Genomic DNA, 26,770 nt, shown 5'->3' with positions numbered 1-26,770 from the left:
TATTTTTTATATTTTAAGTAGTTCATAAAACCAAGAATGGTCGGTGCCCAAAATGCTATAAAAATAGCATCGAGTTTCTTACCTGATAAAAAGAGAACCTCCGAGACGACAATTATAGAAATTACAACTAACAGCATCATAATATTCATTATGCCAACTCGCTCTATAAAATTTTTTAACATAGCTCTAATTAGAATCTATTAAATATACTAAACTAATTGTAAACGAAACCTTCGTTTTTACAACGTCGTCGGACAAACGTAATCTGTCTTCTTCAAATCTTCATTTTTAAGTGCTCCATATCCGCCTTTTACATCGATAAAATTGTGGATGCCGCGACTCTTTAAAATAGATGAAGCTATTACAGAACGGTATCCGCCAGCACAATGCACTAAAAATTCTCCCTTCTCAGGAAATTCAGATAAATGCTTGTTCAATTCGCTCAAAGGTGTATGAACAGCACCTACTAAGTGCTCACTTAAGTATTCGCCATCTTTACGCACATCGAAAATTTCAATATTATCCTTATCGATAAGAGTTTTGGCTTCGGATGCTGTAATAGATGTTATTTGGTCAATTTCTTTTCCAGCCGCTTTCCAAGCTTCAATTCCGCCTTTTAAATATCCAATAGCAGAATCAAAACCTACACGAGATAATCTCGTAATCGCTTCTTCTTCCTTTCCTTCCGGTATCACCAATAACAAAGGTTGTTTGGTATCAGCAATTAAATCGCCCACCCACGGAGCAAAATCACCATTAAGTCCGATAAATATTGATCTCGGCACATGACCTTTTACAAATTCATCTTGATGCCTTACATCTAATACCAAGGCTTCAGTATCGTTCGCTGCTTTTTCAAATTCGTCGGGAGACAATTCAACATTACCGCGATCAAGCACATCACCAATATCTTCATACCCTTCCTTATTCATCTTTACATTTAAAGGAAAATATTTAGGTGGTGGCAACAACCCGTCAGTTACTTCTTTTACAAATTCTTCTTTGGTCATATCAGCCCTAAGCGCGTAATTCATATTTTTCTGATTACCCAAGGTATCTACCGTTTCCTTCATCATATTCTTACCACATGCAGATCCTGCACCATGAGCCGGATACACAATTACATCATCTGCCAACGGCATAATTTTAGTACGCAGACTATCGAACAAGGTACCTGCCAGTTGCTCTTGTGTCATATCAGCAGATTTCTGAGCTAAATCTGGTCTACCAACATCACCTAAAAACAACGTGTCTCCTGAGAAAATTGCATGGTCTTTACCGTTTTCATCACGCAACAAATAAGTAGTACTTTCCATAGTATGCCCAGGAGTATGCAACACCTTAAATATAATCTTACCCAATTGAAATTCTTGTTCGTCTTCAGCTATAATAGCATCGAAAGTTGGATTAGCTGTTGGTCCGTAGATAATTGGCGCTCCTGTTTCTTTGGATAAAGTGACATGACCACTAACAAAATCCGCATGAAAATGGGTTTCAAATATATACTTGATCTTGGCATTGTCGTTTTTAGCTCTCTTCACATACGGACTCACCTCTCTTAACGGGTCAATTATTGCTACTTCACCATCACTCTCAATATAATATGCTCCCTGAGCCAAACAACCTGTATATATCTGTTCTATATTCATACGATACTATTTTTAATGTTCAAAAACCTCTTCACCTTTAAGGTACGAGATTTATTTAATTTAAGCCTCTTTTAGATTTGGCCATTCTACTATTTTCGTAAGCCACTTTTGCAGCCAGTAATGAAATCTCATTGGGGTCGTCAAAGAAATCAACCGCTTCTTTCGTTTTTACAAATAAAAACTCTCGTTGCAATTCTTTAATGATTCCGGTATTAAATATGATATCTCTTGTAGGTCCAATAGCTCCAGCAATGTAGAACTGAAATCCCCTATCTCGAATATCATGTATCAATTTCGTAAGCATATCTGCTGCGGTAGCATCAATATAATTTATAGCCTCTGCGTTCAAAATTATCCCTTTCAACTGCGGTCCTTTTGCCCTAATATGTTTTAATAATTGCTTTTTAAAATAGGCGGAATTTCCAAAGTACAATTGCGAATCGAAACGCACTATTAATAGATCATTTCGTACCACTACCTCATCTGCAAAACGGATGACATTTTTATAGTAGTCAGAATTACCAATATTGCCTATCTCTACAAAATGTGGTTTAGATGTTCTATATACCATCAGCAATAAAGAACACAGCACACCAATTAAAATACCTTGTGTAATACCCACAAACAGTGTGATTATAAACGTAATCAACATTATAAAAAACTCATCTTTTCTATTGAGCCATAAATGTTTGAAGTAAGCGATATCTATGAGTTTTACTACCGATACCATAATAATACTTGCCAAAATTGCATTAGGCAAATATTGAAATAAGGGCGTTAAAAACAACAAGGTCAGCACCACCAATACAACACTGAATATTGCTGAAAGGTTTGTTTTTGTACCAGCATCATAACTAATTGCCGATCTAGAGAAACTAGCCGTCACCGGATAGCCTTGAAAAAAAGACCCCACAATATTTGACGAACCAATAGCAATTAATTCTTGATTTGCCTGAATAGTATCTTCACCCGTTTTATCTTCGATCGCCTTACCAATAGAGATAGCCTCTAAATACCCTACCAACGCCAAAGCAATCGCTATAGGCGCTAATTGTTTCATATTCTCTATATCGATTGTTGGTAAAACAAAAATTGGCAGACCGCTTGGCACGCTACCTACCAGTTTAATACCAAAAACGTTTAACTGAAATAGGTATACCGCTACAATACCGAGTACCACAATAATTAGAATACCAGGTATATTTCTATTCCATTTTTTAAAACTAAGTAACAGTGCTATACCCACCAGACCTATACTGAAATCCACCCAATTGATTTCGCCTAGTTTATAAAAAATATTGAAAATAGTTTCATAGATCTTATTGCTGCCTGGCACAGAAACACCCAATAAATGTTTCAACTGACTTAGCACTATAATAATCGCTGCCGCGGATGTAAAACCACTAATTACGGGTTTAGAAAGAAAATTGACCAAAAAACCCATACGAAATACACCCAACAAAAATTGAATGCAACCTACCATTAGGGTAAGTAATACGACCATTATAATGTAGTTTTCTACACCGGTTATTGCCAATGTCCCTAAACCTACCGCTACCAATAACGAATCCATCGCAACAGGCCCAACAGCTATTTTTCGTGATGTTCCTAAAAGTGCATAGGTAAGTATCGGAAATAAAGAGGCATATAGACCATGAACTGGCGGCAACCCTGCAATCATTGCATACGCCATACCTTGTGGCACCAAAACGATACCAACGGTTAAACCAGCCAACAAATCTTTTATAAAGTAAGCTTTTTTATAGGTTGAAACCCATTCCAAAAAAGGAAAAATGTTTTTCACTCTGTAAATTTAATCATTCTAAAGGGCATGGAAAGCAGATATTAGAATCATTACTTTATACATTTAATAGTCTGTTGAATTCCAAAGCTTGCGCAACCCAAAAATCAAGATCATCTTCGGTGTCAAATCCGTCAGGACCTATAAACAGAAAATCGCGTAAGGGTTTGCCCGTAAAGTCCATTGGTCTGCTGCCCGGTTTATTCAGTAATTCTTCATAATTCAATTTACCAACACGCACCATTAACTTATCTTCTTCACTTTTTTTGTCGAACATAATACCAATACACATTTTGCCATTGACCATAAAGGTGAGACCGCCCATCATTTTCTTTTCTTCCAATTCGCCTTTTCCTTTAAGACGTGGTCTTACCCTATCTGCTAAATACTCGCTGTATGCCATAGCTTAAAAATTAAGTTCTTCCGGTTCCAATTCTGTATAAACTACTTCATCTGAAATTGATGCTATATTACCTGCATAGTTTTTGCCGCGCAGTTTACCCACTGTGTGCGCTTTTAATTCCAGATCATTATCATTATTTAGCAGTGTAGTCAGTTCCTTTTCAAAATCTGCATTTGATGAAAGCCATTGCTCTTCCAAATCTTCAGAAAGCATTAAGGGCATACGTGGTTCTTTCAATTTAGCGTTATTATGAATTTTAGACATCATGCCATTACCTACAGTGGTTACAATTGAAAAAGACTTGATGGTACCGCCGTGTTCAGGATGTATCCATTCAGACCATAATGCAGCCAAGGCTAAAGGTTGATTATTTTTTCGGTGGATGAAAAACGGATACGTGTTATCGTTATAATGGTGATGTTCGTAAAAGCCGTCAACATAAAGCATGCATCGTTTTTCGTTCGCAGCATCTTTAAAAGCAGGTTTCTCGAAAATGGTTTCGACCCGAGCGTTTAAGGTACTGTTCCAAATTTTCTTTTGTTGTTCAGCACTATTCACCCAATGTGGAATCAACCCCCAGGTAGCCACAATAGGATAAAATGGATCATCATTAGTATAAATTAAAACCTCAGGATGTGAAAACCCCGATGCATGGTGAAGCGGCAAATCGGTCAATGGCCCCAATTTTTCAACAATCTCTTCGATAGCTTTTAAATCTTGACTTCTCTTTGCCCTTTTTAACTGTGCCTCTAAGCTGGTTTTTACATCATAACACATGCACTATTCTTTAGCGATGAATTTTAATTTACAAAGGTTTTAACGTAACTGTGAAAATTGCAGGTTCCTTCTTTAAAACCATAAAACCTTCTGCCAAATTATCTTGTTCAACCGCATACGGATAAAAAGTAATTGGTTCTATGCACACCATATTCGGCACCTCCGTCCAAAGCATAAAATGACTAAATCCTTCAGATGTTATTTGAAGTGATTTCTCATCTTTTAAAGTAATTACATCGGTATTTGGCACTTGTAATGCTCTACTACCAACTTCCATAACTTCAGGTATAGTAATATTTTGTTCTCCAGCAGAAATAATAGCATTATCGCTATGCAACATAAACGCTGGGTGATAACCCAACATAAAAGGCATGCCTTCTTCCCCTGAAATTGAAAAGGTAACCACCAATGAATTGTCTATTAATTCAAGTGACTTTATAAACTCAAAATCGTAAGGCCAGCTCAGTTTTTCTGCGGTAGATTTTTTAGGATACTTTGAATTTAAAACCTCGGTATTTGCCGTATATTTTTTAGAGAACACAGCTTTACTTGCTGAGCTTTCTACTAACTTATATTTCATTTCACGTAATAGACCGTGCTGATCTTGAGTTGCGAAACCTTTGGGAGTTTTTACTTTAAAATCTGCCTCATTTGTTGGTCCGATCAACGGGAACATTTCAGTATCTACACTACGCCACCCAGGGTTTCCCTTTTGGTGCATGAATTCATAACCAGAAACTTGGTATCCTACCAGTTCGCCAGCTTCAATTTTAACCTGTTGACCACCTACTTCTAATGTTGTTATATTACTCATTTATCAATCTATAAATTAATAATGCTGTTCTTTTCGTTAATGCTTCAATAGTATTCAAATTAACGGTTTCTTCGGGAGTGTGGGCTGCATTTCCCATAGTCCCCAATCCGTCTAGGCAATCTACATATTCCGCCACAAAAGAAGTATCTGCCGCACCTCTTTTACCTGGGTCGTATGCTAACACTTCACCTTGCTTTAAATCTAAACTTACTTTGTTCAATTTTGTCAATAATGCCTTATTCCCTTCCGTAGGTTGCATTGCGGGGTAACTATCCTTAAATGTAACAGTTGCCGATGTTTGCGGTAAATTATTAGCAACTACAGCTCGCATATTATCGCGGGCACGTTCTTTTTGTTCTTCGGATATAAATCGTAATCCGCCACGGACTTCCGCTTTCTGCGCAACGACATTTGTCTTACCAAAAACGGTCCCCTTACTGGTCATTTCATCAAACTCCACAAAAGTACCACCGACTAAAGTCCCGGGATTAAAGGTCAATAAATCTTCTCCTCTTACATCGGTGTAAAATCCGTTTAAAATTCTAGACATTTCAAAAATGGCTCCTGCGCCAGTATCTTCACTAAAAATACCAGATGAGTGTGCTCTCTTACCCTCTACCTCAACTTTCCACCCAGAAGAACCTCTACGGGCAACGGTTGCATAATTGAATCCGGTGGAGTTTTCAAAACCTAGACCGATATCACTTCTTTTGGCAGCCTCAATTAAATCGTGTCTACTTTTTTCTAGCGGACTACCTGTGCTTTCTTCATCACCCGTAAAGGCAACAATAATTTGAGCATCAATCAGCAATCCGTTTTGTTGTAGTGCTTTTAGTGCATACAGCACGATAACATCGCCACCCTTCATATCATTACCACCTGGTGCGTGTGCGCTAGAATCGTTCACCATTTCAAAAGTTTGAAACGGACTATCTTCTTCAAAAACCGTATCTAAGTGACCAATAAGCAACAACTTTTTTCCCTTGGTGCCTTTTATTTCTGCAAACAAGTGTCCCGCTCTATTCATTTCTTCGGGCATAGGTATCCAAGTACTTTCAAAACCGATATCAGTAAATGCGGTAGCAAACTCTTTTCCTACCATTTCAACACCTTTAAGATTTAAGGTACCACTATTGATATTCACGACTTTTTCTAGAAATGAAATTGCCTCAGCATTATTTTGCTCGATAGCTTTTACAACCTTCTTCTCGTTCTTTGATAGTTTCTGTGCATTGACGCCTGTCAATAAAAACACAGCAATTAGGGTAAGTAGTAGTTTTTGATGCATGTGGTCTGTTTTACATCAAATTTACCAAAAACACTTAATTTATAACGAGAATAAACCACTTACTATGTTAAGCGCTAGAGCAAAATAAAATATGGTGCGAATAATTACTATATTGCACCATAAGCAATGATTATGGCAACGATACGAAAATCTATAACCTTTACCAATCAGCAAGACAATTGGATAAAACTAAAAGTCGAAAATGGCGATTACACCAATGACAGTGAATATATTCGAGATTTGGTCAGAAAAGACCAGCAAGAAAACATGAAATTAGCCGAATTAAAAAACGCCATTGATGAAGGTTTGCAAAGTGGAAGAAGTTCTCTAAAAATCAGTGATATTATTGAGCAAGTAGATAATGGCAAACTATAATTTATCTACAAAAGCGCAACACGATTTAATTGCTATTTATAAATACGGAATTAAATTTTTCGGGCAATCGCCGGCAACTACATACTTGCAAGAATTAGAGAACTTTCTAATTGAATTATCAGACAGACCTGCATTGGCAATAGATGCTTCAACCATAGCCAACGGGTTAAAATTCTATAATTATAAAGCCCACGTCATTTTCTATCAATTCGAAAATGAAAATGAAATCTACGTTCTAAGGGTTCTTGGAAAGCGAATGAATTTTATTGAACACCTTTAATTAGGTAAACTACTCGAATCGAATAGCTTTTACCGGTGTAATTCTCGTAATAATATATGACGGGATCAAAAGCATCAACAGACACAGAAACAATACACCAGTATTTAAAAGAAGAATTGTCCAAAGATCTATGCTTACCGGTATGTATTCTATGTAGTATTCTTTCGGGTTCGGGAATTTAAACACCCGAAACTTCTCTTGAATAAAAATAATACCTAAACCAATAAGGTTACCCCAAAATAAACCAACAATAATAAGGTAAGCGGCATTGTATAAAAAGACTTTTCTTATACTCCAGTTATTAGTACCCAATGCTTTTAAAATACCGATCATTGGTGTACGTTCTAATATTAAAACGAGCAATGCGGTAATCATATTGATACCACCAACTATAATCATGATCCCAATGATAAGGGCGATATTAAAATCGAACAAGCCTATCCATTCAAATATCTTGTAGTACTTATCTTTTATAGTTCTATTATCCAATGTGGAAAATGTTTTTGACCTTATCTCTATATTTTTCTCGTCTATATCATCAAAACTCTCTAAGAATACCTCAAAATTACCTATCTCGGTATCTTTCCATTTATTCATGCGCTGAATATGGCGTATGTCTGTAAATATATAGAGTCCGTCAATTTCTTCAAATCCGCTATCGTAGATTCCGGTGATGGTGAATTTTCTTTGGTTAGGTATTTTATCAGCGGCATCATCTCGCAGAAAAAAAGTAAAGAAAGAATCTCCCACTTTTAAGTTCAAACGATTTGACATTATTCTAGAAATAAGCACATCAGAATTTAGCTCTCCCGAATAATCAGGTAAAACACCTTCGATCAAAAACTCATCGAACGGTTCCCAATTATATTCTTTGCCGACACCCTTGGCTATAATACCCTCAAAAGTTTCTTCGGTACGAATAATGCCCGCCTTGGTAGCTACGGCTTGAATATGCACAATGCCATCAACCATTTTGAAGTCCGGATAAAACTCTTGCTCCGTACTCACGGGCACGACAGAAACTTCAGAATTATTATTATCGTAATTATAGATTTGTACGTGACCGTTGAAAGCAGTTATTTTCTCACGTATTTTCTCTTTTAATCCCAGTCCTGTAGCAATAGCGACCAACATCATAATCACCCCGATTGCAATTGCTGCAATGGCTATTTTTATTATCGGTGCAGATATACTAATTTTATGCTCCTTACCCTTTATAAGCCGTTTGGCGATAAAATATTCTAGATTCAAATGATGTTATTTTTATCCAATTTCAAAAGTACAGTTTTATTATGGTTTTTGGTATTGGCTACCTGCGGAAACGAAACCAAAAAGCAAGCCATTACCACATCAACAACCGATGAACCACAAATTGAGCAAGAAGCAAAAGAAATTGTGGTCGCCGCTAACCGAACGGAAGCATATCTACCACTTTTGAAAGGAAAGAAAATAGCCGTTGTCGCCAACCAAACCAGTGTTATATTTAAGTCTGGCGGACACACCCACTTGGTAGATAGCTTACTTTATTTAGATGTAGATATTAAACACGTATTTGCACCAGAACATGGTTTCAGAGGCAATTTTGATGCAGGTGAGCATGTAAAAAATAGTACAGACGTAAAAACAGGATTAGACTTAATATCGTTACACGGTAAAAACAGAAAACCAAGTCAAGAGCAATTAGAAGGATTAGATTTGGTGTTATTCGATATTCAAGATGTGGGCGCTCGTTTTTATACCTATATCTCAACCATGCAATTGGTGATGGAAGCTTGTGCCGAAAAAGGAATTCCTATTATAGTGTTAGACAGACCAAACCCGAACGGACATTACGTAGACGGACCAACTATGGAAGCAGCACACACTTCTTTTCTAGGGATGACAGAAATTCCGTTAGTATACGGAATGACCATTGGCGAATATGCCAACATGATCAATGATGAACTATGGTTAGAAGGTGATAAAAAAGTAGATTTAACGGTGATCCCTTTAGAAAACTGGACGCATGATATGTTTTATAGTCTACCAATTCGACCTTCTCCAAACTTACCTAATGACACCTCTATTACTTTATACCCAAGCTTGGGAATGTTCGAAGGCACCAACATTAATGCAGGTCGTGGAACGGAGTTTCAGTTTCAGCGCTACGGAGCTTCATTTTTAGATTCGAAAGTGTATGATTTCACCTATACTCCTGAACCCAATTTTGGTTCTAAATACCCAAAGGAAGAAGGGAAATTATGCTACGGAAAAGACCTATCAAAAACGGAGCGTATGAACGAGGTAACGATGGATTACATTATAGATGCCTATACCAATTCGGTTGACAAGAGTAAATTCTTTATCACCAGCGGATTCACTATTCATGCAGGTAACGACAGACTACAAAAGCAAATTGAAGCCGGAGCCACCAATGCCGAAATAAAAGCGACTTGGCAAGCAGACATTGAAAAATTTAAAAAGATAAGAGCAAAGTATTTACTTTACTAAAGGCTGTTCACCAGCGATATCAGTGGTTGGTTTTCTATACCCAACAAAAGGATATTTCAACAACGAACTTATTTGACCATTCGCCACTTCATCGGGGAAGGTGTCTACACCGTAGATGATTTTCTCTCTATCTAAATGCATATAAGTACCGAATAAACGATCCCACCACGAGAATATATTACCGTAATTAGAATCTGTATATGGTAATACATAATGGTGATGCACTTTATGCATGTCAGGAGAAATAAGCACATAGCTTATAGCCTTATCTACACCCTTTGGTAGTTTAATATTGGCATGGTTAAATTGAGATAAAACAACAGAAAGACTTTGGTACAACATGATAATACCCACCGGCGCACCAACTACAAAAACACCTACTAAAGTAAATATATAACGAATGATACTTTCTAACGGATGATGTCTGTTCGCAGTAGTCGTATCTACATTATGATCCGTATGATGTACCAAATGTACCATCCAAAAAGGTTTTACTTTGTGCTCTACTAAATGAGCCGTGTAAGCCCCAATTAAATCTAACAGCGCTACACCCAAAAATACATATGCCCATAATGGCATTTCTGGTAACCAATTAATGATTCCGAAATCATTGGCAACCGCCCAATCAGAAGTTTTTAATAACAAAAATGCCAGCGGGAAATTTATAACTATCGTAGTCAGTGTAAAAAAGAAGTTAGGCAGCGAATGCTTCCATTTATTATAGCTTCCATTAAACAGCGGTACGATACCTTCTAGTATCCAAAAAAAAGTAATTCCACCAACTAAAATAAGTGATCGGTGAGCTGCAGGGATTGATTCGAAATATGTTATAATATGTTCCATTATAAAAGTGAGTTATTTAAGTTATAAATATGCGACACAGAACTTGAACTCAAAATTAAAGTATCTACAATTAAATATGTAAATTCTGACAAATTCGCAAACAAACACTCAATATAATAAACTTTTACTTAATTTTAAGCTGCAAAATTTGATTATTAAGAAATCATAAGTCAATTACGCATAAGCATAATAGATTACAAAAGGGTAAACTTTATTGAATCCATCACCCTCCAGGTATCTTGTATTTTATATACTTTTTTCAAAACAATCAGAAACTTCTTGTCCTTATTTGAACACTCTAAGGTTATACTTCCTCTTTCAATAGGCACATTATTATCAGGATTACTCTTAAAACTTACTTTTTCTAAAATGATATCTTTCCACAACACACCGAACGAGCGACCTCTTTCACTCACTCTTCTATAGTTTTCAATAGCTTTATTTTCAAAATTTAAAATTATAGCATCTACAGACGGAACATTATCATTAGGTTGAGTTTCTTTAACTATAGGAATAAGATATTCAACTTCGTTTTTAGTAGGCAGTACTTTTAGAAATTCTTTCTCACTCTGCTCTTTCAGTGCATTAAACACTGTATTTACAACCTCAATATTTAGAAAATCTTCTTGTGAAACAGAAGTATAGGTCACCAAAAAGGTAATCATTAATAAAGAAAAATTAAGAATACGTTTCATTAGAATAGTTTTGGTTAAATAATTTATCTGAGTTTTATAGAAAAAACTATATCACCTACTCCAACTCAAAAACAACATTTCTTTCCTTGTTATTCTTATACATCGTCTTCGACCCAATCTCTCTGTTCGCAGTTGAGTTATAGTTTTTATTATCCGGATTTAGAATATAGTCGAGTTGATGTTCGATCATCTTTTCAAACGGGACTAGGAAGTCCGTCGTATTGCATTGTTCCACTCCACCTTTGTCAAGCAAGTTTAATACTGTATAAACCGATTCAATAGTACTAAGGCAAAGCGCCTCTGGCTGCTGCTTGATTATAAATTTGGATGCTATACTATTATCAAAACTTACCCGATTTAATTTTTGCAAGTTCGTACTTAGCTTAAGCATTTTACGGGCACAGGGCCATGTACCATCGAGAATGAAGAGGTGAGGATTTTTACCCATAAAAGAATTCATTTCTGAACCATTTCTCTGAGATAAGTTAAAACTGTCTTTACCAGGATAGAGTAAGAAAGAACTACTTTTCTCATCGTTCAATATTTCATTGACACGCTCATTATTACTAAAATCGACACCAACTATAATTTCTGAATTCTCAAGCTGAAGATTCGTCATGCACCCAGTTCCATTTTTTTCTTTCTTGTACTCTTTTGGGTGCATCAAAATAATGAAACGCGTATTGGTTTTGACGGTACTAATATGCTTACAAATACAGGTACTAGAAGGTCTCATACATTTGTAACATTTCATTCTTGAATTATTTATTTCGACTTGCAATATGAAATTCTATTGTTTTTCTACTTAGTTAATCAACTTCTTCATTTCCTCCACAATATTAAAAGCAGCTGGGCAAATAGCTACATTTTTTAGGGTAAGATTACTTATTTGCTGAAACTTCTTTCGATCTGTATGCGGAAACTCGCGACAAGCTTTTGGGCGTACATCATAAATAGAACAGTAATTATCCGATCCTAAAAAAGTACATGGGGTTTCTTGTAGCACAAAATCATTTTCTTCATCTACCCGTAAATAGGTTTCGATGAATTTCTGGGGTTTCATTCGAAACGACTTTGAAATACGCTCCACATCTGCATTGGTAAACAACGGTCCGGTAGTTTTACAACAATTGGCACAGGTTAAACAATCGGTACGCTCAAATTCAGCCTCATGGAGTTCTTGCATGATATAGTCCAGATTCTTTGGCGGCTTCTTTCGTAGCTTGACAAAGAACTTTTTATTCTCGTTATGTTTTTCTTTTGCCTTTTGCGGCAATTCTCGTAAAACCTCTTCCATGTGCAAAATTAATTCTTCAAAACTAGCGAAGTAGTACCAAAAAGCTAGACTTTTGCAACTAGAAATACAAGAATTTTGAACAACGACATTTTAGGCACGGCACTTTTAGATTATCAGAACGGAAACTACACTGAGGATATTAACACATATTCATCACTACTTGAAGATGATGTTTTACCGCTACCCTATATGTTCAGGGGTTTTAAAGAAATGCCCGAGCTAGAGCAAAAGGCGTTACAATTATGTAAGGGCAACGTACTTGATGTTGGCTGTGGTGCTGGTAGTCATGGACTGTATTTACAAGAAAAAGGTTTTTCGGTTATAGGGCTAGATGCATCAAAAGGCGCAATTGAAGTAAGTAAATTACGCGGACTCAAAAAAAATGCACACTGCGAACTACTAAAATACGAAGGTGAGCAATTCGATACCATTCTAATTTTAATGAACGGCGTTGGTCTGGCAGGAACACTAGCCGGATTGGAAGCTTTTTTCTCTAAATTAAAATCGCTCTTAAAAGACGATGGACAAATTCTATTAGACTCAAGTGACATTATTTATATGTTCGAAGATGACGAAGATGGTGGTTATTGGATTCCCGATAACGTTAATTACTACGGTGAAGTAAGCTTTGAAATGGAATATAAAGAGGAAAAGAGTACATCTTTCCCTTGGTTATATGTAGACTACAACACGCTACAAAGAGCAGCAAATTATAGTAATTTAACATGTGAGCTTGTAATGGAGGGCGAACATTACGACTATTTAGCAAGATTGACGCAAATGAAGTAATAGCGACTCTTTTTTTTCGTTATGCTATTTGTACAAAACAATTTTATGAATAAGTTCAAAAGTTTATTGCTAATTGGTATTGTGGCATTTACCGTTTCTTGCTCTAAAAGTTCTTCAGATTCTGATGGTGAAAATTCAGAAGCCAAAGTTGACAAGGCTGCTAATTTACTGGCAACAGGAGATTCTGCCAATGACATTCTCTCTAACGATACCTACGATAAACTTCTAATTGAAATAGCATATGTAACAGGTTTTAAACCGACCGAAGCTGCAATGACAGATTTTACAGCCTATCTAAAAGAGCACACCTTCAAAGAAGATATTGAGTTAGTATATAAAGAATTATCTAGTCCGTCAGAAGATGAGCTTACACTACAAGAAATTGCAGATTTAGAAACCTCGAACAGAACAGCCTTTAATACCGGTAGCACATTGGCTATCTATATTTACTTTGCAGATGCACCAGCAGAAGGTGATGATCTAGAAGGCGGACTTGTAACGTTAGGTGCTGTTTACCGCAACACGTCTATGGTTATACATGAAGCTACCGTAAGAGATTTAGCTAGTTTAAGTTCTTCTATTAGCGAAGCAGAGGTAGAAACGACCACTTTAAACCACGAATTCGGTCACCTATTTGGTTTGGTCAATTTAGGTTCTGATATGGTAAATGACCATGAGTCTGAATCTGAAAACGAAGACGGACAATTAGTTCCTGATAACCATTGCAACCAAGCTGTTTGCCTTATGCGTGCAGAATTACAATTCGGTGGTTCTTCTGGTAAATCTTTACAATCAAATACTCTTGCGCAATACGAAGACGGCGTAAAATCTGGCTGTAGATTATCTGGCACAACCGTTTTAAGCTTACTACAACAACAGCATACTGCTAAAACTACAAACACGGTAGCTTTAGATGCCGAATGTGTATTAGATATTCAAGCTAATGGTGGTCGTTAATTATGAATTCTATTATTTAAGGGATATTCAAATACTTATGCGTTTGTAAAGACACTTTCCATTTTGGGTTGTTCATTACATAGTCAACAATCATAGGTACCACTTTATCTCGAACACTCCATTCTGGCTGCAAGTATAAAATGCAATTGGTGTTGGTTTTCGCAGCTTGCTCTTCAGCAAAAATTAAATCGTGCTTGTTATAAACAATAACTTTAAGCTCATGGGCTTCTTCGTAAATACGACCTTCAGGTAATTTATTCTTCTTAGGTGAAAGACAGATCCAATCCCAATCGCCAGAAAGTGTATAGGCACCAGAAGTTTCAATATGTGTTTTTAGACCTTTTTCCTTTAATGCCTTTGTAATCGGGTTCATATCCCACATTAAAGGTTCTCCGCCTGTAATTACAATAGTATCAGAATATTTAGCGGCATTATCAACAATTTGCTCAATGGCAGTAGGCGGATGCGTTTCTGCATTCCAGCTCTCTTTTACATCACACCAATGGCAACCAACATCACACCCGCCAACACGAATAAAGTAAGCTGCAGTTCCTTTATGAAAGCCTTCACCCTGTATGGTATAAAACTCTTCCATTAAGGGTAAATACACCCCTTTATTCACTTTCTCCAATACCTCCTCATTTTTCATTCGGCAAAGATACGTTTTAGTTGACAAATTCTATTAGAAGTACGTACCGGTAAATTCTGTACTCAGGCGCGTACTGTTCGTACGTCAAATGTTAAAAAGTCGTGATATTTAAGGCTACACATGTTTTTAGGTTTGGTTAAAAATCCCCTATTTTTATCGAAAATATATAAAATGGCCGGTACCGAAGATTTTTTTGAGCATATAGAAAAGGGATATGCTACGAAAGGCGATTACATTAATATGGGCGCAGCCATGCTAAATGGTGAAGCTGTTACTAATGCATTCGTAAAAATTCCGTTAAAAACTTTAAACAGGCACGGGCTTATTGCAGGTGCAACGGGTACTGGTAAAACAAAAACATTGCAAGTGCTTGCAGAGAATTTATCTGAAAAAGGTATTCCTGTAATGCTGATGGATTTAAAAGGAGATTTAAGCGGATTGGCACAACCTAGTCCCGGTCACGCTAAAATTGATGAACGCCATGCTAAAATCGGTTTCCCTTTTGTAGCAAGTAGCTTTCCTGTTGAGATACTTTCGTTATCTGAACAAGATGGTGTAAAGTTGAGAGCCACGGTTTCTGAATTCGGACCAGTATTATTATCACGTATACTTGACCTCTCTGAAACGCAATCGGGTATTGTTGCCGTAGTATTCAAATACTGCGATGACCAAAAAATGCCATTGCTAGATTTAAAAGATTTCAAAAAAGTATTGCAATATGCAACAGGAGCCGGTAAGTCAGAATTCACAAAAGAATACGGTCGTATTTCTACAAGTTCTACCGGTACCATTCTTAGAAAAATTATTGAATTAGAGCAACAAGGTGCCGAATTGTTTTTCGGTGAAAAATCTTTCGATGTAAATGACCTTACCCGTATAGATGAGCAAGGTAGAGGCTATATTAATATTCTACGCCTAACCGATATTCAAGACAGACCTAAGTTATTCTCTACATTTATGTTGAGTCTATTGGCAGAAATATATGACACCTTCCCAGAACAAGGTGATAGCGACAAACCAGAATTAATCTTATTTATAGACGAAGCACATCTTATTTTCAAAGAAGCTTCAAAAGCATTATTAGATCAAATAGAAAGTATTGTTAAACTGATACGTTCAAAAGGTATTGGTTTGTATTTTGTTACCCAAAACCCAACAGATGTGCCAAATGATGTATTGTCGCAATTAGGTTTAAAGGTGCAACATGCATTAAGGGCTTTTACCGCTAGAGATAGAAAAGCAATTAAATTGACGGCAGAAAACTACCCCGAATCTGAGTTTTACGATACCAAAGAAGTACTTACCTCATTAGGTATTGGTGAGGCTTTGATATCTGCCTTAGATGAAAAAGGTAGACCTACGCCACTTGCGGCTACATTACTACGTGCACCTATGAGCCGTATGGATGTCTTGACCGATAAAGAATTAAAAGAGGTAAACGATAGATCATCACTAGTAAAAAAATATGGTGAAGTAATTGATCGAGAAAGTGCTTATGAAATCTTGAACGAAAAGATTGAGGAGGCAGAAAAATTGGCGGAAAAAGAAAAAAACAAACCGGCTGCTAGAAAAACATCTAGTAGAACAAGCACAAGACAGAATCCGGTATTAAAAGTATTAACAAGTGCCACTTTTATAAGAGGTGTACTTGGTGTATTAAAAAAAGTGATGAGATAGCATATGAATTTTAGATATACCCTTTTATTAATTTTCTGCTGTGGTTTACTGGTAAATTGCACAGACGAGAAGAATACAGATTTTCAAATATCTGGCGATCAAGTTGGTAGATTATCCAAGCAAAGCTTAGCACGTGATATTGAATTAATATTCGAAAAAGACTCGGTAGTTCAAGATACCGTCAAGCTAAATTTCGGTAATGGAGCCAGTAAAATAAAAATTTACGAAAGAGGTGGTGCTTTACTATTGACCTTAACACCAAATAACGATAGCATCGCTACTATACAGAACGTTATCATCAATGATGACAGATTTGTGACGGATAAAGGCATTTCTAAAGTAAGTACTTTTAAAGAGATACGAGAAAACTATCCTATTAAAAAGATCATTACATCTATGAACAATGTGGTGATTCTATTAAAAGACAGTGATCTATATTTCACCATAGATAAAAAAGAACTACCTGAAAGCCTTCGATATAATGCCAACAGTACTATTGAAGAGGTACAAATACCAGATACTGCAAAAGTAAAATACATGATGGTCGGTTGGGATTGATATTCTTAAAACCCTAAAATTTGATATCCTTCGGATATTTTATATACATTTCAAAATTTTATCAGGTGCCCGTATTCCTTCAAAAGCTCATACCTAAATTAATCGGATTCTACTTTAACATCCTTGTCTGGTTTTCTCCAAAGAAAGCCGCTTACAAGGCTTTTTTAGTATTTATAAAGGTTAGAAAAGGTAGTGTACTACCAAATCAAAAAGCATTTTTAGACCAAGCTAAACTAGAGGTATTATCGTTAGATGAAAATGAAATTCAAGTTTACAATTGGCGCGGAAGCAAAGAAACCGTTTTACTAGTACACGGTTGGGAAAGTAATACCTGGCGTTGGCATAAACTCATAGAAAGATTACAAAAAGCAGATTATAATATCATTGCTTTTGATGCGCCCGCACACGGGTATTCCTCAGGTGGCAACCTTCATGTACCTTTATATGCCGATACCGTGCAACAAGTATTGACCAAATACAGACCAACTACTGTTATTGGACATTCCATGGGTGGCATGACCGTTTTATACAATGAGTCTTTACACCCAAACAAAACCATTGAAAAAATAGTGACCATTGGTTCACCATCAGAGTTTCATGAGATACTGGCGCATTATAAGAATTTACTAGGTTTCAACGATAAGGTTTTAAAAGCATTAAAAGACTTAGTGTACAACAAATTCAAATTTACGGTAGAAGAATTTTCAAGCTCCAAATTTGTTCAGAGCAACATAAAGAAAGGCTTACTCTTTCATGACAAGTTTGATAAGATTGCTCCCTATCACGCGTCGGTCGATGTGCATAAACATTGGGAAGGAAGTGAATTGGTAAGTACAGAAGGTTTAGGGCATTCTATGCACCAAGATGGCGTAAATGATAAAATAGTTTCTTTTTTAGAAGGATAATTTCCGATTGTATACAGCACACCCAAAAGTCACTTTTTATTTAATTTTAAAATAAAAATGGCAAAGTCAAACAACATACCACAAATACAGAACGAAAAACAATACGAAGCTTTAGTAGACAAAGGTTATAGTAAAGAAAAAGCGGCACGTATTGCAAATACTAAAGATGCGGGAAAGAAAGGCGGTAAAGCTTCAACCTATGAAGAAAGAACCAAAAAGGAACTTTATGACCAAGCTAAAGAAATTGGTATCGATGGACGTTCGAAAATGAGCAAAAAAGAGTTAATTTCAGCCTTAAGAAATAACTGATTATGCAAAATGTAACACCTTTCCATATTGCCATTCCCGTTCATAATTTAGCGGAATGCAGAACTTTTTACAGAGATATTTTAAATTGTGAAGAAGGTCGTAGTAGTGACCACTGGGTAGATTTCAATTTATTCGGACATCAATTGGTGATTCATTACAAACCTAAGTCAGAGACTGAAAGTGTGCACCATAATCCCGTTGATGGTCATGATGTTCCCGTACCGCACTACGGAGTAGTATTACCCTGGGATACGTTTCAAAGTTTTTCAGAAGAGCTAAAATCCAAAGGTGTAACATTTGTTATTGAACCTTATGTACGTTTTGCAGGTAAAGTTGGAGAACAAGCTACCATGTTTTTCTATGATCCCGCCGGCAATGCTTTAGAATTTAAAGCTTTTAAAGATATGGAGCAGTTGTTTGCCAAATAGACCAATACCTATGTTTAAATCTTTTGACCACTATTTAAAAATATTATTATTTACTATAGTAATCTGCTTTGAAATAGGATGTAGCCCAAAACTATCCAATTCAAAAAAAAATTATACTGATAGTAGTATTGAAAGTGGTTCTGATATACTAAATAATATTTACCAAAAACAAACTTTAAGAGTTGGTACAACAGGAGATTTTAAGCCTTTTTCATATATAATAGATTCAACCGGCAACTATACCGGAATTGATATAAAAATGGGAAAGGATTTAGCAAAGTCTTTAGGTGTAAAAGTTGAATTCATTGAAACTAGCTGGCCAACACTAATGTCAGATTTAATGGAAAATAAATTTGACATTGGTATGTGTGGAATTACAATTACTCCTGAAAGAAAAAAAACATCCTTTTTTAGTATACCAGTATATTCAAGTGGTAAAGCTGCTATTACTAGAGATGAGAATGCATTAAAATATAATTCAATTGAAAAGATTAATAACAAAGAGGTAAGAGTTATATTTAATCCAGGTGGCACCAATGAAGCTTTTGCAAGGGCAAACTTCCCAGAAGCTACCCTAATTCTTAACGAAGACAACTTGAGTATTTTTCAAAAATTGGTAGTCAATGAAGCAGATGTTATGGTCACCGATGCGATTGAAACATTAATTCAACAACAAATTCATAAAGAACTAGCTGCTGTAAATCCAAATGCCCCATTCAACAGTTTTGATTTTGGATATCTTCTTCCAAAAGACAGCATATTTAAAACTGTAGTAGACAACTGGCTTTTAGAAAAGAAAAAAGATAGCTTACTTATTAAGTTACTTCATAAAGAAATTAACAAACATCAATAAATCATTACTGCGACCAAGAAGTCGGTACTCTATCCCAACGGTGCTTTTTTAATTCTTCATACAGCTCATTAGACAACAATTTACCATCACTAGCAGCTGTATTCGCCAATACATTACGTTGCTTACGCATACCAGGTATGGTAGTACCTACATCATCGTTCATTAGTATAAAACGAAGTGCCATTTCAGCCATGGTCATACCTTCAGGAATCAATGGTCTTAAAGCATCAGCATGTTTTACAGAAGAAATCAAATTCTCAGGTACAAAATAGGTGCCACGCCAATCGCCTTCGGGGAACGTAGTTTCTTTCGTCATAGTTCCTGTCAATGTACCTTCATCAAAAGGCACACGTGCTATGGTTGCAATATCAAGCTCTTTGCATAACGGAAACAGCTTATCTACTGGCGCTTGATCGAATATGTTGTAAATGACCTGTACAGCATCTAATAATCCTGTTTTTAAAGCTTTGATTCCATTTTCCGGCTCCCAACGATTCATACTAATGCCCATTGCTGCAACTTTGCCCGAAGTCTTTAGATCTTCAATAGCGCGTTGCCATTCTTCTCTGTCGCTCCAACCGTCATCCCATGTATGAAATTGCATGAGGTCTATTTGCTCCAGACCCAAATTCTTTAGCGTCTTATGCGTGTATTCCATAATATGTTCTGTCGGATAGGAGTTCTCAAAAGTATATTCAGGTTTTGCCGGCCACTGAAAGTTTTTTGGTGGAATCTTACTTGCTGTATATAACTTCTTAGAAGGATGTCTTTTTACCAACTCCCCAAGCAACTCCTCACTATGTCCTTCTCCATAACCCCAAGCGGTATCAAAGAAATTGACTCCGTTTTCAACTGCTAAGTCCAATGATTTCGCAGATTGAGCATCGTCACTAGCCGTCCAACCAGCCATTCCCCACATTCCGTATCCTACTTCACTTACTTGCCAATCTGTTCTTCCGAATCTTCTGTATTTCATATGATAAACTTAATCAATGAAAATAATAATTTAAAGGTTTCGTTATAATTAAAATCTAACTTTTCTTGTATGTTGAAATTAAGAGTTTTCTACAGAATTATATTTTCACTATTATTTTGTACTTGGATTAGTTGCGATGATGAGTCAACAGAAGGAATGATTGAACAAGAAATGATTAATAAACCAGTTATTTCTATTTCGGAAAATCTTAGTTATGTTGAAATAGAAACCAATTTCTTGATTACAATTGAATCTGATTATAATGTACAAACTGAATTGTATATCGATAATCAAGAATTAATTTCCAGTACTGAAAAATCTTTTGAATATACAATTGACCCTTTTCTATTTAATATTGGAAATCATATTTTAAAAATCAAATCCACAGATTCTCAAAACCAAGAAACATCATTCGATGTTAACATAGAAATAAAAAAACTTCTTTTTGAAGACCAGACATTCTACCAAAAAGAAAATCCACTTCAGGGTTTGAGATATATTTCTATACATAATCAATCTGGAATTCTAATTGACATAAAACAAATAGAAGGTATAAATGATGGTATATTCTACACCGACAATAATTTTATTAAAGAAGATTTAATAGTCACGAGATATGAACTTCCTACATTATTTAATGGGTTTTATCAATTGTTATCCTTTGTTGATATAAAACCAGGTACTGTTGTCAATGCAGATTACAACTTTAATAGTCCATATTTTTTTCCAAAAACTGAGTCTTTAAATTTCACTTCAGAAATAACACCGGCACTAATTGCAAATAATTTCAATAGCACCATCGTGAGTCGAGACAACTCAGAATACGTTTTAATATATTCATTGGCTCAAACTAAAAACTTCCTAATAACTACCTCTTCTGATAACCTAAACACTTTTGACGATTTTAAATATTTCTTTATAGATGACATAAACAAAACCGAATATGTCTTAGGTGATTCCAAATCACTTACTAACATTGAAGAACTTGAAATACCAGTTTCGTCAAATTTCAGATTAAATTTATATGGTTTTATTGATAATAATGATTTCCAAAATAATAAATTCTACGAAGCATTTGTATCGCGAAATGCAAACAATAACATTATTGAAATACCACTTATTGATGAATTTGAAATTAATCAAGCTAGATTAGCATATTCAGAAAATAGTAGTGAAATATTCATAAATCAGGATATAACCAATAAGAAAATTGAGTCTCCGAATGTTAACATATTACAAGGTGGTAATACCGTAAATATTTCTGGAGAGTATGATTATTTAGGCTTAAATCTTATACTTACAACCCCCGATTTATCAAATACCGTAAGCTGGAGTATTATAACTTCTGAAAAAGATAATATTGACATACTTCATAAAACTATCGAAATACCCGAAATAATAAATGAAACATTATTAAATCTCGGGATAAATATGAATTTTAATGAAACATCCGACCAAAGTAAATTCTTAACCTGCACCCTTTACAAAAATTACGACTATACTTTTAATCAAAATCAATTAATTACTCAGCCAAATTATTCTTCAAATCGCGATGGATTTAGCTTTAAAAAAACACTAAGTTTTTAATAGATCTACTTATACCTCCAACTTGTCAAATCTGCCCCTTTAGGAGCACTTTTCTCTATACGCTCCATAATCTTAGGCACGTACATGCTGTTGTATCTTAAACGGGTAATAGCGTTAGGTTGGTCTGGATCGCCGTTCCAACAATGTTCATCTCGATCTCCATATTTTACTTCCCCTTCATAATAAGGATCCGTAGTACTTTCCAAGAAATCTTCCATCAAGTAGACAGCATTGTTTAGATAGTAATTATCCATATCGCCACAATAGATATGAATTTTCCCTTTTAGGTTATCACCCAACTTATCCCAATCGCGTTCTAGAATATGACGAAGATCGAAATTCTCTTTCCAGTATTCGGCTACCTTAGGATTGATATCGCCGGTCTTTTTATCCCAAATCCGCTCTGGGTAACCATCATCACCTTGCGGAGAATAGGTTGCTTCCCAAATATCCCATTGTTGTCCGGATCTCGATTTATCTCCCAACACCAATTCTAAATGATTTCCTTGTTTTAAGGTAGATTGTATTTGCCCTAGATAATTACGATGCGATGGTACTTCTAATGTTTTGTGTGCACTCTTATAGAAATATGCGTTTTCATCTTCATAGATATTCGTTAAGGTATATGCTCTAAAATCTATAGGATCTGGGCATGCCGCAAAGCAACCATTATACTCATCTGGGTATTTTACTTGTACTGCCAAAGCTTCCCAACCGCCGGTTGATCCGCCATAAAGAAAACGGGACCACCCCTCGCCCATTCCTCTGAACTGCTTTTCTATTTCAGGGATTAGCTCATAGGTAATCGCATCGCCATATGGACCTTGATTAGCAGAGTTTACCGCATAAGAATCATCATAATATGGTGTAGGATGTTGAATTTCTATAATGATAAAACGAGGGAAATCTGGTTCGTTCCATCGCTTATAAAAATTATAGGCTTCTTGCTGTTCAATAACATTATAACCTTCTAAACTAAATCGTTCAGAATATTCTGGTTTCATTTTAGGATCTGGAGGCGTAGTTCTGAATCCGCCAAAATCGGAAGGAAAGTGTCCGTGAAAAACCATTAAAGGATATTTAGCTTCCGGATGTTCTTCAAATCCTTTTGGTAATAATACATGAGCGCCTAAGAAAATATCTCTTCCCCAAAACTCGGAAAGTTTTTCTGACTTCACCTTTACGTGTTTTATCCACTTGGTATCTTCTGGTTCTGCAATTGGCGCAATCACTTGATTCAAATCTACCGACACATTTTCGAAGCCGTTACTTGCAACTCGAATTTTAAAAGGCTTACTATATAAATTACCCGGGGATTTTTGCCATTGCTGTCCCTCGCCATTATCCATCGGCAACTTAACTGTATGACCGGTAGACAAATTAAAAGTTTCATACACGTTTAAAAGTGCCTGAACATTATATTCCCCTGGTGGGACATCTTTTAAACTTTCGTACGGATAACCGAATACAGTTTCATCAAAAGTCAACACAGAATCTTTAGCCCAATTCTCTACATTCATACCGAAAATGAGTTGCGTGTTGAGTCCGTCATTAATCTGAAACCTTGGTTCATTGCTATCGTCGGAAGATAGCATAAGCAGCAAACGACCATCTTTTGCCAAAGAATCTACCTCAGCTGAATAACTTACATTGATGGTAAACTTACGCTCTAATTTAGGAGGTTCTGAACACCCCATTACAAAAGCTACGACCACTAGAACCAAAAGAATTTTTCTCATAAGGATAAATGTTTCACAAAAGGTACAGTATTCTATAATCACATCAAATACCAAGACTAAAATTTCAACGTTTTATACTCATAACCTTTTTGTCTTGCACCCTAAAACCTACGCTATTAAAAAATTATTATACACCTTATTAATCGGAGTTTCGATAACATTAGTAGCAAGTTGCGATTATGATGATAGCAACGACATCGACATCTTAACACCGAATGACACTACTGAAACGGGAGTAACCATCAAGAAATTACCGGCATAAAAAAAGCCTTACAATAGTATTGCAAGGCTCATTTTATAATCTTAAAGAAAATTAGTTTCTACTTCTATGTCTCTCACGAGCTAACAATGTATTTTTCAACAACATTGCAATCGTCATAGGACCGACACCACCAGGTACAGGAGTAATAAACGATGCTTTTTTACTTACATTTTCAAAATCAACATCACCAGTAATATAGTATCCTTTTTCTCTAGTCTCGTCTGGTACTCTAGTAATACCCACATCGATTACTACAGCATCATCTTTTACCATTTCTGCTTTCAAGAATTTTGGCACTCCTAATGCAGAGATAACAATATCTGCTTGAGAAATAATCTGCGTAATATTTTTAGTGTGACTATGGGTAAGTGTAACGGTAGAGTTACCTGGCCACCCTTTTCTACCCATTAAAATACTCATTGGTCTACCTACAATATGGCTACGACCAATAACTACAGTATGTTTACCTTTAGTATCTACTTTGTAGCGCTCCAGTAATTCAAGAATACCAAACGGCGTAGCAGGTATAAACGTACTCATATCTAACGCCATTTTACCAAAATTGGTTGGATGAAATCCGTCCACATCCTTATCTGGATCAACGGCCATAATCACCTTTTGGGTATCTATTTGCTCTGGTAAAGGCAATTGAACAATAAAACCATCGATATCATCATCAACGTTCAATTCTTTAATCTTGTTCAATAATTCTTGCTCAGAAGTGGTACTCGGCATTTGAATTAAAGTAGATTCAAAACCGATACGCTCGCAAGAACGTACTTTACTACCTACGTAAGTTAAACTAGCGCCATCACTACCAACAATAATCGCTGCTAAGTGTGGTACTTTTTCACCACGTTCTTTCATCTTGGCAACCTCTGCCTTGATCTCTTCTTTTATTTCGTTGGATACTTTTTTACCATCCAATAATTCCATGCCAGCTTCCTTTAAGTTATGTTGTTTGGTTGTGTATTTCGGTATTTATTTCATTCCTTTCATGGCACCCATCATCTGCATCATCTTCTTACCGCCGCCACCTTGCATCATTTTCATCATCTTGCTCATTTGATCAAACTGCTTTAAAAGCTGATTGATTTCTTGAACTTCTCTACCTGCACCTTTTGCAATACGTTTTTTTCTACTTGCATTTAATTTAGAAGGCGTAGAACGTTCTTCTGGAGTCATTGAATAAATAATAGCTTCAATATGCTTGAAAGCATCATCATCAATATCCAAACCTTTTAAGGCTTTTCCTGCACCAGGAATCATCCCCATAAGGTCTTTCATATTACCCATCTTCTTGATTTGCTGAATTTGACTCAGAAAATCATCGAATCCGAATTTATTTTTGGCAATTTTCTTTTGAATCTTTCTAGCTTCATCTTCATCAAACTGCTCTTGAGCTCTTTCAACAAGTGATATTACATCACCCATACCCAAAATACGATCTGCCATACGTGATGGATAGAAGATATCGATAGCTTCCATCTTCTCACCGGTACCAATAAATTTAATTGGTTTATCTACCACAGATTTAATAGAAATAGCGGCACCACCACGGGTATCACCATCTAGTTTGGTTAAGATAACACCATCAAAATTCAAGATATCGTTGAAGGCTTTTGCCGTATTCACAGCATCTTGACCCGTCATAGAATCTACAACGAACAAAGTCTCTTGCGGCTGAATCGCTTTATGAATGTCAGATATCTCTGCCATCATTTTCTCATCTACAGCTAAACGACCAGCGGTATCAATAATAACTACATTATGCCCTTCTGCCTTTGCCTTTGCAATACCTGCTTGAGCGATAGAAACTGGATCCGTATTTTCTCTATCAGAATATACAGGAACATCAATTTGCTCACCAACAACATGCAACTGATCTATTGCTGCCGGACGATAAACATCACAAGCAACCAATAATGGTTTTTTAGATTTTTTAGTTTTCAGGAAATTTGCAAGCTTACCAGAAAAAGTAGTCTTACCAGAACCCTGCAAACCGGACATTAAAATAACAGACGGATTGCCAGATAGATTAATACCTTCAGACTCACCACCCATTAATTGGGTAAGTTCATCTTTTACAATCTTTACCATTAACTGACCAGGTTGTAACGTGGTCAATACATCTTGCCCCAATGCCTTTTCTTTTACCCTATTGGTAAATTCTTTAGCTATTTTAAAGTTAACATCCGCATCCAATAAGGCTCGGCGTACTTCTTTGGTAGTCTCTGCAACATTAATTTCTGTAATCTGACCATGTCCTTTTAGTACATGTAAAGCCTTATCTAGCTTATCGCTTAAATTATCGAACATTCTTTTCTTTTTTAAGGGGTTACAAATTTAATAATATCAGCGTAAATTCA

General features: G+C 36.0%; 29 protein-coding genes. 13 read left to right on the top strand and 16 right to left on the bottom strand.

From position 1 onward, the window contains the following. Nucleotides 1-239 precede the first annotated feature (239 nt). Genes CLV90_RS05850 through CLV90_RS05825 form a run of 6 tightly spaced genes read right to left on the bottom strand, consistent with a single transcriptional unit; the run spans nucleotide 240 to nucleotide 6,732 of the window. A complete protein-coding gene (locus tag CLV90_RS05850) occupies nucleotides 240-1,649 on the bottom strand; it encodes an MBL fold metallo-hydrolase (protein ID WP_133686541.1) in 1,410 nt (469 codons plus the stop codon). Between the two features lie 55 nt (nucleotides 1,650-1,704). Continuing rightward, entirely contained in the window at nucleotides 1,705-3,453 is a 1,749-nt protein-coding gene (locus CLV90_RS05845; RefSeq protein ID WP_133686540.1) for a SulP family inorganic anion transporter, read from the bottom strand. A 55-nt stretch (nucleotides 3,454-3,508) separates the two neighbouring features. Continuing rightward, nucleotides 3,509-3,853 carry a TfoX/Sxy family protein gene (locus CLV90_RS05840; protein WP_133686539.1) on the bottom strand — a complete coding sequence of 115 codons (345 nt, stop codon included), beginning with the start codon at nucleotides 3,851-3,853 and terminating at the stop codon, nucleotides 3,509-3,511. A 3-nt stretch (nucleotides 3,854-3,856) separates the two neighbouring features. Then, complete coding sequence (locus tag CLV90_RS05835) at nucleotides 3,857-4,630, bottom strand: SOS response-associated peptidase (RefSeq protein ID WP_133686538.1); 774 nt, start codon at nucleotides 4,628-4,630, stop codon at nucleotides 3,857-3,859. 28 nt (nucleotides 4,631-4,658) lie between these two features. Further along, on the bottom strand, nucleotides 4,659-5,444 hold the full coding sequence (locus CLV90_RS05830; protein ID WP_133686537.1) for an aldose epimerase family protein: 786 nt from the start codon (nucleotides 5,442-5,444) through the stop codon (nucleotides 4,659-4,661). Continuing rightward, entirely contained in the window at nucleotides 5,437-6,732 is a 1,296-nt protein-coding gene (locus tag CLV90_RS05825; RefSeq protein ID WP_133686536.1) for a M20/M25/M40 family metallo-hydrolase, read from the bottom strand. The genes CLV90_RS05830 and CLV90_RS05825 overlap by 8 nt, the downstream gene beginning before the upstream one ends. A 132-nt stretch (nucleotides 6,733-6,864) precedes the next feature. Here CLV90_RS05825 and CLV90_RS05820 point away from each other — a divergent pair, with 132 nt between their 5' ends. Continuing rightward, nucleotides 6,865-7,107 (top strand): type II toxin-antitoxin system ParD family antitoxin, encoded by a 243-nt coding sequence (locus CLV90_RS05820; RefSeq protein ID WP_133686535.1) that lies wholly within the window; start codon nucleotides 6,865-6,867, stop codon nucleotides 7,105-7,107. After that, entirely contained in the window at nucleotides 7,094-7,387 is a 294-nt protein-coding gene (locus tag CLV90_RS05815; RefSeq protein WP_133686534.1) for a type II toxin-antitoxin system RelE/ParE family toxin, read from the top strand. Before CLV90_RS05820 ends, CLV90_RS05815 begins: the two co-directional genes overlap by 14 nt. A gap of 9 nt (nucleotides 7,388-7,396) precedes the next feature. Here CLV90_RS05815 and CLV90_RS05810 read toward each other — a convergent pair whose 3' ends face one another. Further along, nucleotides 7,397-8,638 (bottom strand): ABC transporter permease, encoded by a 1,242-nt coding sequence (locus CLV90_RS05810; RefSeq protein WP_133686533.1) that lies wholly within the window; start codon nucleotides 8,636-8,638, stop codon nucleotides 7,397-7,399. 3 nt (nucleotides 8,639-8,641) lie between these two features. Between CLV90_RS05810 and CLV90_RS05805 the strand changes: the two genes are divergently transcribed. Continuing rightward, nucleotides 8,642-9,877 (top strand): exo-beta-N-acetylmuramidase NamZ family protein, encoded by a 1,236-nt coding sequence (locus tag CLV90_RS05805; protein WP_133687029.1) that lies wholly within the window; start codon nucleotides 8,642-8,644, stop codon nucleotides 9,875-9,877. On the opposite strand, the gene CLV90_RS05800 is transcribed toward CLV90_RS05805, so the two are convergent. The 4 genes from CLV90_RS05800 to CLV90_RS05785 all read right to left on the bottom strand — a co-directional run bounded on the left by CLV90_RS05800 (nucleotide 9,866) and on the right by CLV90_RS05785 (nucleotide 12,712). Next, nucleotides 9,866-10,720: a sterol desaturase family protein gene (locus CLV90_RS05800; RefSeq protein WP_133686532.1), complete on the bottom strand. Its 855-nt coding sequence runs from the start codon at nucleotides 10,718-10,720 to the stop codon at nucleotides 9,866-9,868. The genes CLV90_RS05805 and CLV90_RS05800 overlap by 12 nt on opposite strands. A 194-nt stretch (nucleotides 10,721-10,914) precedes the next feature. Next, nucleotides 10,915-11,415, bottom strand: a complete 501-nt coding sequence (locus tag CLV90_RS05795; protein WP_133686531.1) for a hypothetical protein — start codon at nucleotides 11,413-11,415, stop codon at nucleotides 10,915-10,917. Nucleotides 11,416-11,470: 55 nt separating this feature from the next. Then, nucleotides 11,471-12,169, bottom strand: coding sequence for a tRNA-uridine aminocarboxypropyltransferase (locus CLV90_RS05790; RefSeq protein WP_133686530.1), 699 nt, complete (start codon nucleotides 12,167-12,169; stop codon nucleotides 11,471-11,473). Nucleotides 12,170-12,220: 51 nt separating this feature from the next. Then, complete coding sequence (locus CLV90_RS05785) at nucleotides 12,221-12,712, bottom strand: YkgJ family cysteine cluster protein (RefSeq protein ID WP_133686529.1); 492 nt, start codon at nucleotides 12,710-12,712, stop codon at nucleotides 12,221-12,223. 75 nt (nucleotides 12,713-12,787) lie between these two features. On the opposite strand from CLV90_RS05785, the gene CLV90_RS05780 reads away from it, so the two are divergent. Further along, nucleotides 12,788-13,501, top strand: a complete 714-nt coding sequence (locus CLV90_RS05780; protein ID WP_133686528.1) for a class I SAM-dependent methyltransferase — start codon at nucleotides 12,788-12,790, stop codon at nucleotides 13,499-13,501. Nucleotides 13,502-13,546: 45 nt separating this feature from the next. Then, on the top strand, nucleotides 13,547-14,458 hold the full coding sequence (locus CLV90_RS05775) for a hypothetical protein (RefSeq protein WP_133686527.1): 912 nt from the start codon (nucleotides 13,547-13,549) through the stop codon (nucleotides 14,456-14,458). 16 nt (nucleotides 14,459-14,474) lie between these two features. On the opposite strand, the gene CLV90_RS05770 is transcribed toward CLV90_RS05775, so the two are convergent. After that, complete coding sequence (locus CLV90_RS05770; RefSeq protein ID WP_133686526.1) at nucleotides 14,475-15,107, bottom strand: 7-carboxy-7-deazaguanine synthase QueE; 633 nt, start codon at nucleotides 15,105-15,107, stop codon at nucleotides 14,475-14,477. A gap of 171 nt (nucleotides 15,108-15,278) precedes the next feature. Here CLV90_RS05770 and CLV90_RS05765 point away from each other — a divergent pair, with 171 nt between their 5' ends. The 6 genes from CLV90_RS05765 (at nucleotide 15,279) to CLV90_RS05740 (ending at nucleotide 19,837) form a co-directional block, all read left to right on the top strand. Continuing rightward, nucleotides 15,279-16,784 (top strand): helicase HerA-like domain-containing protein, encoded by a 1,506-nt coding sequence (locus CLV90_RS05765; protein WP_133686525.1) that lies wholly within the window; start codon nucleotides 15,279-15,281, stop codon nucleotides 16,782-16,784. A 3-nt stretch (nucleotides 16,785-16,787) separates the two neighbouring features. Next, nucleotides 16,788-17,342, top strand: coding sequence for a hypothetical protein (locus CLV90_RS05760; RefSeq protein ID WP_133686524.1), 555 nt, complete (start codon nucleotides 16,788-16,790; stop codon nucleotides 17,340-17,342). Nucleotides 17,343-17,407: 65 nt separating this feature from the next. Continuing rightward, the gene (locus tag CLV90_RS05755; RefSeq protein ID WP_133686523.1) at nucleotides 17,408-18,247 is read left to right on the top strand and encodes an alpha/beta fold hydrolase; all 840 of its coding nucleotides are present in this window, start codon (nucleotides 17,408-17,410) and stop codon (nucleotides 18,245-18,247) included. A 57-nt stretch (nucleotides 18,248-18,304) separates the two neighbouring features. Further along, on the top strand, nucleotides 18,305-18,556 hold the full coding sequence (locus CLV90_RS05750; RefSeq protein ID WP_133686522.1) for a DUF7218 family protein: 252 nt from the start codon (nucleotides 18,305-18,307) through the stop codon (nucleotides 18,554-18,556). A gap of 2 nt (nucleotides 18,557-18,558) precedes the next feature. Continuing rightward, entirely contained in the window at nucleotides 18,559-18,984 is a 426-nt protein-coding gene (locus CLV90_RS05745) for a VOC family protein (protein WP_133686521.1), read from the top strand. A 10-nt stretch (nucleotides 18,985-18,994) separates the two neighbouring features. After that, nucleotides 18,995-19,837 (top strand): transporter substrate-binding domain-containing protein, encoded by an 843-nt coding sequence (locus CLV90_RS05740; protein ID WP_133686520.1) that lies wholly within the window; start codon nucleotides 18,995-18,997, stop codon nucleotides 19,835-19,837. Nucleotides 19,838-19,841: 4 nt separating this feature from the next. Here the strand turns inward: CLV90_RS05740 and CLV90_RS05735 are convergent, their stop codons facing one another. Beyond that, a complete protein-coding gene (locus CLV90_RS05735) occupies nucleotides 19,842-20,813 on the bottom strand; it encodes an aldo/keto reductase (RefSeq protein WP_133686519.1) in 972 nt (323 codons plus the stop codon). Nucleotides 20,814-20,882: 69 nt separating this feature from the next. On the opposite strand from CLV90_RS05735, the gene CLV90_RS05730 reads away from it, so the two are divergent. Continuing rightward, entirely contained in the window at nucleotides 20,883-22,400 is a 1,518-nt protein-coding gene (locus CLV90_RS05730; RefSeq protein ID WP_133686518.1) for a hypothetical protein, read from the top strand. Between the two features lie 5 nt (nucleotides 22,401-22,405). Here CLV90_RS05730 and CLV90_RS05725 read toward each other — a convergent pair whose 3' ends face one another. After that, entirely contained in the window at nucleotides 22,406-24,139 is a 1,734-nt protein-coding gene (locus tag CLV90_RS05725) for an alpha/beta hydrolase-fold protein (protein ID WP_133686517.1), read from the bottom strand. A 94-nt stretch (nucleotides 24,140-24,233) separates the two neighbouring features. Here CLV90_RS05725 and CLV90_RS19200 point away from each other — a divergent pair, with 94 nt between their 5' ends. Continuing rightward, on the top strand, nucleotides 24,234-24,401 hold the full coding sequence (locus tag CLV90_RS19200; RefSeq protein WP_166638539.1) for a hypothetical protein: 168 nt from the start codon (nucleotides 24,234-24,236) through the stop codon (nucleotides 24,399-24,401). 51 nt (nucleotides 24,402-24,452) lie between these two features. On the opposite strand, the gene CLV90_RS05720 is transcribed toward CLV90_RS19200, so the two are convergent. Both CLV90_RS05720 and ffh read right to left on the bottom strand, forming a co-directional pair. Continuing rightward, entirely contained in the window at nucleotides 24,453-25,337 is an 885-nt protein-coding gene (locus CLV90_RS05720) for a bifunctional 5,10-methylenetetrahydrofolate dehydrogenase/5,10-methenyltetrahydrofolate cyclohydrolase (RefSeq protein WP_133686516.1), read from the bottom strand. Between the two features lie 45 nt (nucleotides 25,338-25,382). After that, a complete protein-coding gene (ffh, locus tag CLV90_RS05715; protein ID WP_133686515.1) occupies nucleotides 25,383-26,720 on the bottom strand; it encodes a signal recognition particle protein in 1,338 nt (445 codons plus the stop codon). Between the last annotated feature and the right edge of the window lie 50 nt (nucleotides 26,721-26,770).

Origin of the sequence: Maribacter spongiicola, from assembly GCF_004364165.1 — a bacterium.
GTDB lineage: Bacteria > Bacteroidota > Bacteroidia > Flavobacteriales > Flavobacteriaceae > Maribacter > Maribacter spongiicola.
This window is presented reverse-complemented; position numbering and strand designations above follow the sequence as displayed.

What these genes read in the sequence shown, in the direction of transcription:
- CLV90_RS05850 (WP_133686541.1), bottom strand. Translation starts at nt 1,649, where the DNA reads ATGAATATAGAACAGATATATACAGGTTGTTTGGCTCAGGGAGCATAT.
- CLV90_RS05800 (WP_133686532.1), bottom strand. Translation starts at nt 10,720, where the DNA reads ATGGAACATATTATAACATATTTCGAATCAATCCCTGCAGCTCACCGA.
- CLV90_RS05745 (WP_133686521.1), top strand. Translation starts at nt 18,559, where the DNA reads ATGCAAAATGTAACACCTTTCCATATTGCCATTCCCGTTCATAATTTA.
- ffh (WP_133686515.1), bottom strand. Translation starts at nt 26,720, where the DNA reads ATGTTCGATAATTTAAGCGATAAGCTAGATAAGGCTTTACATGTACTA.
- CLV90_RS05795 (WP_133686531.1), bottom strand. Translation starts at nt 11,415, where the DNA reads ATGAAACGTATTCTTAATTTTTCTTTATTAATGATTACCTTTTTGGTG.
- CLV90_RS05740 (WP_133686520.1), top strand. Translation starts at nt 18,995, where the DNA reads ATGTTTAAATCTTTTGACCACTATTTAAAAATATTATTATTTACTATA.
- CLV90_RS05835 (WP_133686538.1), bottom strand. Translation starts at nt 4,630, where the DNA reads ATGTGTTATGATGTAAAAACCAGCTTAGAGGCACAGTTAAAAAGGGCA.
- CLV90_RS05825 (WP_133686536.1), bottom strand. Translation starts at nt 6,732, where the DNA reads ATGCATCAAAAACTACTACTTACCCTAATTGCTGTGTTTTTATTGACA.
- CLV90_RS05790 (WP_133686530.1), bottom strand. Translation starts at nt 12,169, where the DNA reads ATGAAATGTTACAAATGTATGAGACCTTCTAGTACCTGTATTTGTAAG.
- CLV90_RS05830 (WP_133686537.1), bottom strand. Translation starts at nt 5,444, where the DNA reads ATGAGTAATATAACAACATTAGAAGTAGGTGGTCAACAGGTTAAAATT.
- CLV90_RS05775 (WP_133686527.1), top strand. Translation starts at nt 13,547, where the DNA reads ATGAATAAGTTCAAAAGTTTATTGCTAATTGGTATTGTGGCATTTACC.
- CLV90_RS05840 (WP_133686539.1), bottom strand. Translation starts at nt 3,853, where the DNA reads ATGGCATACAGCGAGTATTTAGCAGATAGGGTAAGACCACGTCTTAAA.
- CLV90_RS05765 (WP_133686525.1), top strand. Translation starts at nt 15,279, where the DNA reads ATGGCCGGTACCGAAGATTTTTTTGAGCATATAGAAAAGGGATATGCT.
- CLV90_RS05820 (WP_133686535.1), top strand. Translation starts at nt 6,865, where the DNA reads ATGGCAACGATACGAAAATCTATAACCTTTACCAATCAGCAAGACAAT.
- CLV90_RS05735 (WP_133686519.1), bottom strand. Translation starts at nt 20,813, where the DNA reads ATGAAATACAGAAGATTCGGAAGAACAGATTGGCAAGTAAGTGAAGTA.
- CLV90_RS05725 (WP_133686517.1), bottom strand. Translation starts at nt 24,139, where the DNA reads ATGAGAAAAATTCTTTTGGTTCTAGTGGTCGTAGCTTTTGTAATGGGG.
- CLV90_RS05785 (WP_133686529.1), bottom strand. Translation starts at nt 12,712, where the DNA reads ATGGAAGAGGTTTTACGAGAATTGCCGCAAAAGGCAAAAGAAAAACAT.
- CLV90_RS05770 (WP_133686526.1), bottom strand. Translation starts at nt 15,107, where the DNA reads ATGAAAAATGAGGAGGTATTGGAGAAAGTGAATAAAGGGGTGTATTTA.
- CLV90_RS05815 (WP_133686534.1), top strand. Translation starts at nt 7,094, where the DNA reads ATGGCAAACTATAATTTATCTACAAAAGCGCAACACGATTTAATTGCT.
- CLV90_RS05730 (WP_133686518.1), top strand. Translation starts at nt 20,883, where the DNA reads ATGTTGAAATTAAGAGTTTTCTACAGAATTATATTTTCACTATTATTT.
- CLV90_RS05805 (WP_133687029.1), top strand. Translation starts at nt 8,642, where the DNA reads ATGTTATTTTTATCCAATTTCAAAAGTACAGTTTTATTATGGTTTTTG.
- CLV90_RS05720 (WP_133686516.1), bottom strand. Translation starts at nt 25,337, where the DNA reads ATGGAATTATTGGATGGTAAAAAAGTATCCAACGAAATAAAAGAAGAG.
- CLV90_RS05760 (WP_133686524.1), top strand. Translation starts at nt 16,788, where the DNA reads ATGAATTTTAGATATACCCTTTTATTAATTTTCTGCTGTGGTTTACTG.
- CLV90_RS05750 (WP_133686522.1), top strand. Translation starts at nt 18,305, where the DNA reads ATGGCAAAGTCAAACAACATACCACAAATACAGAACGAAAAACAATAC.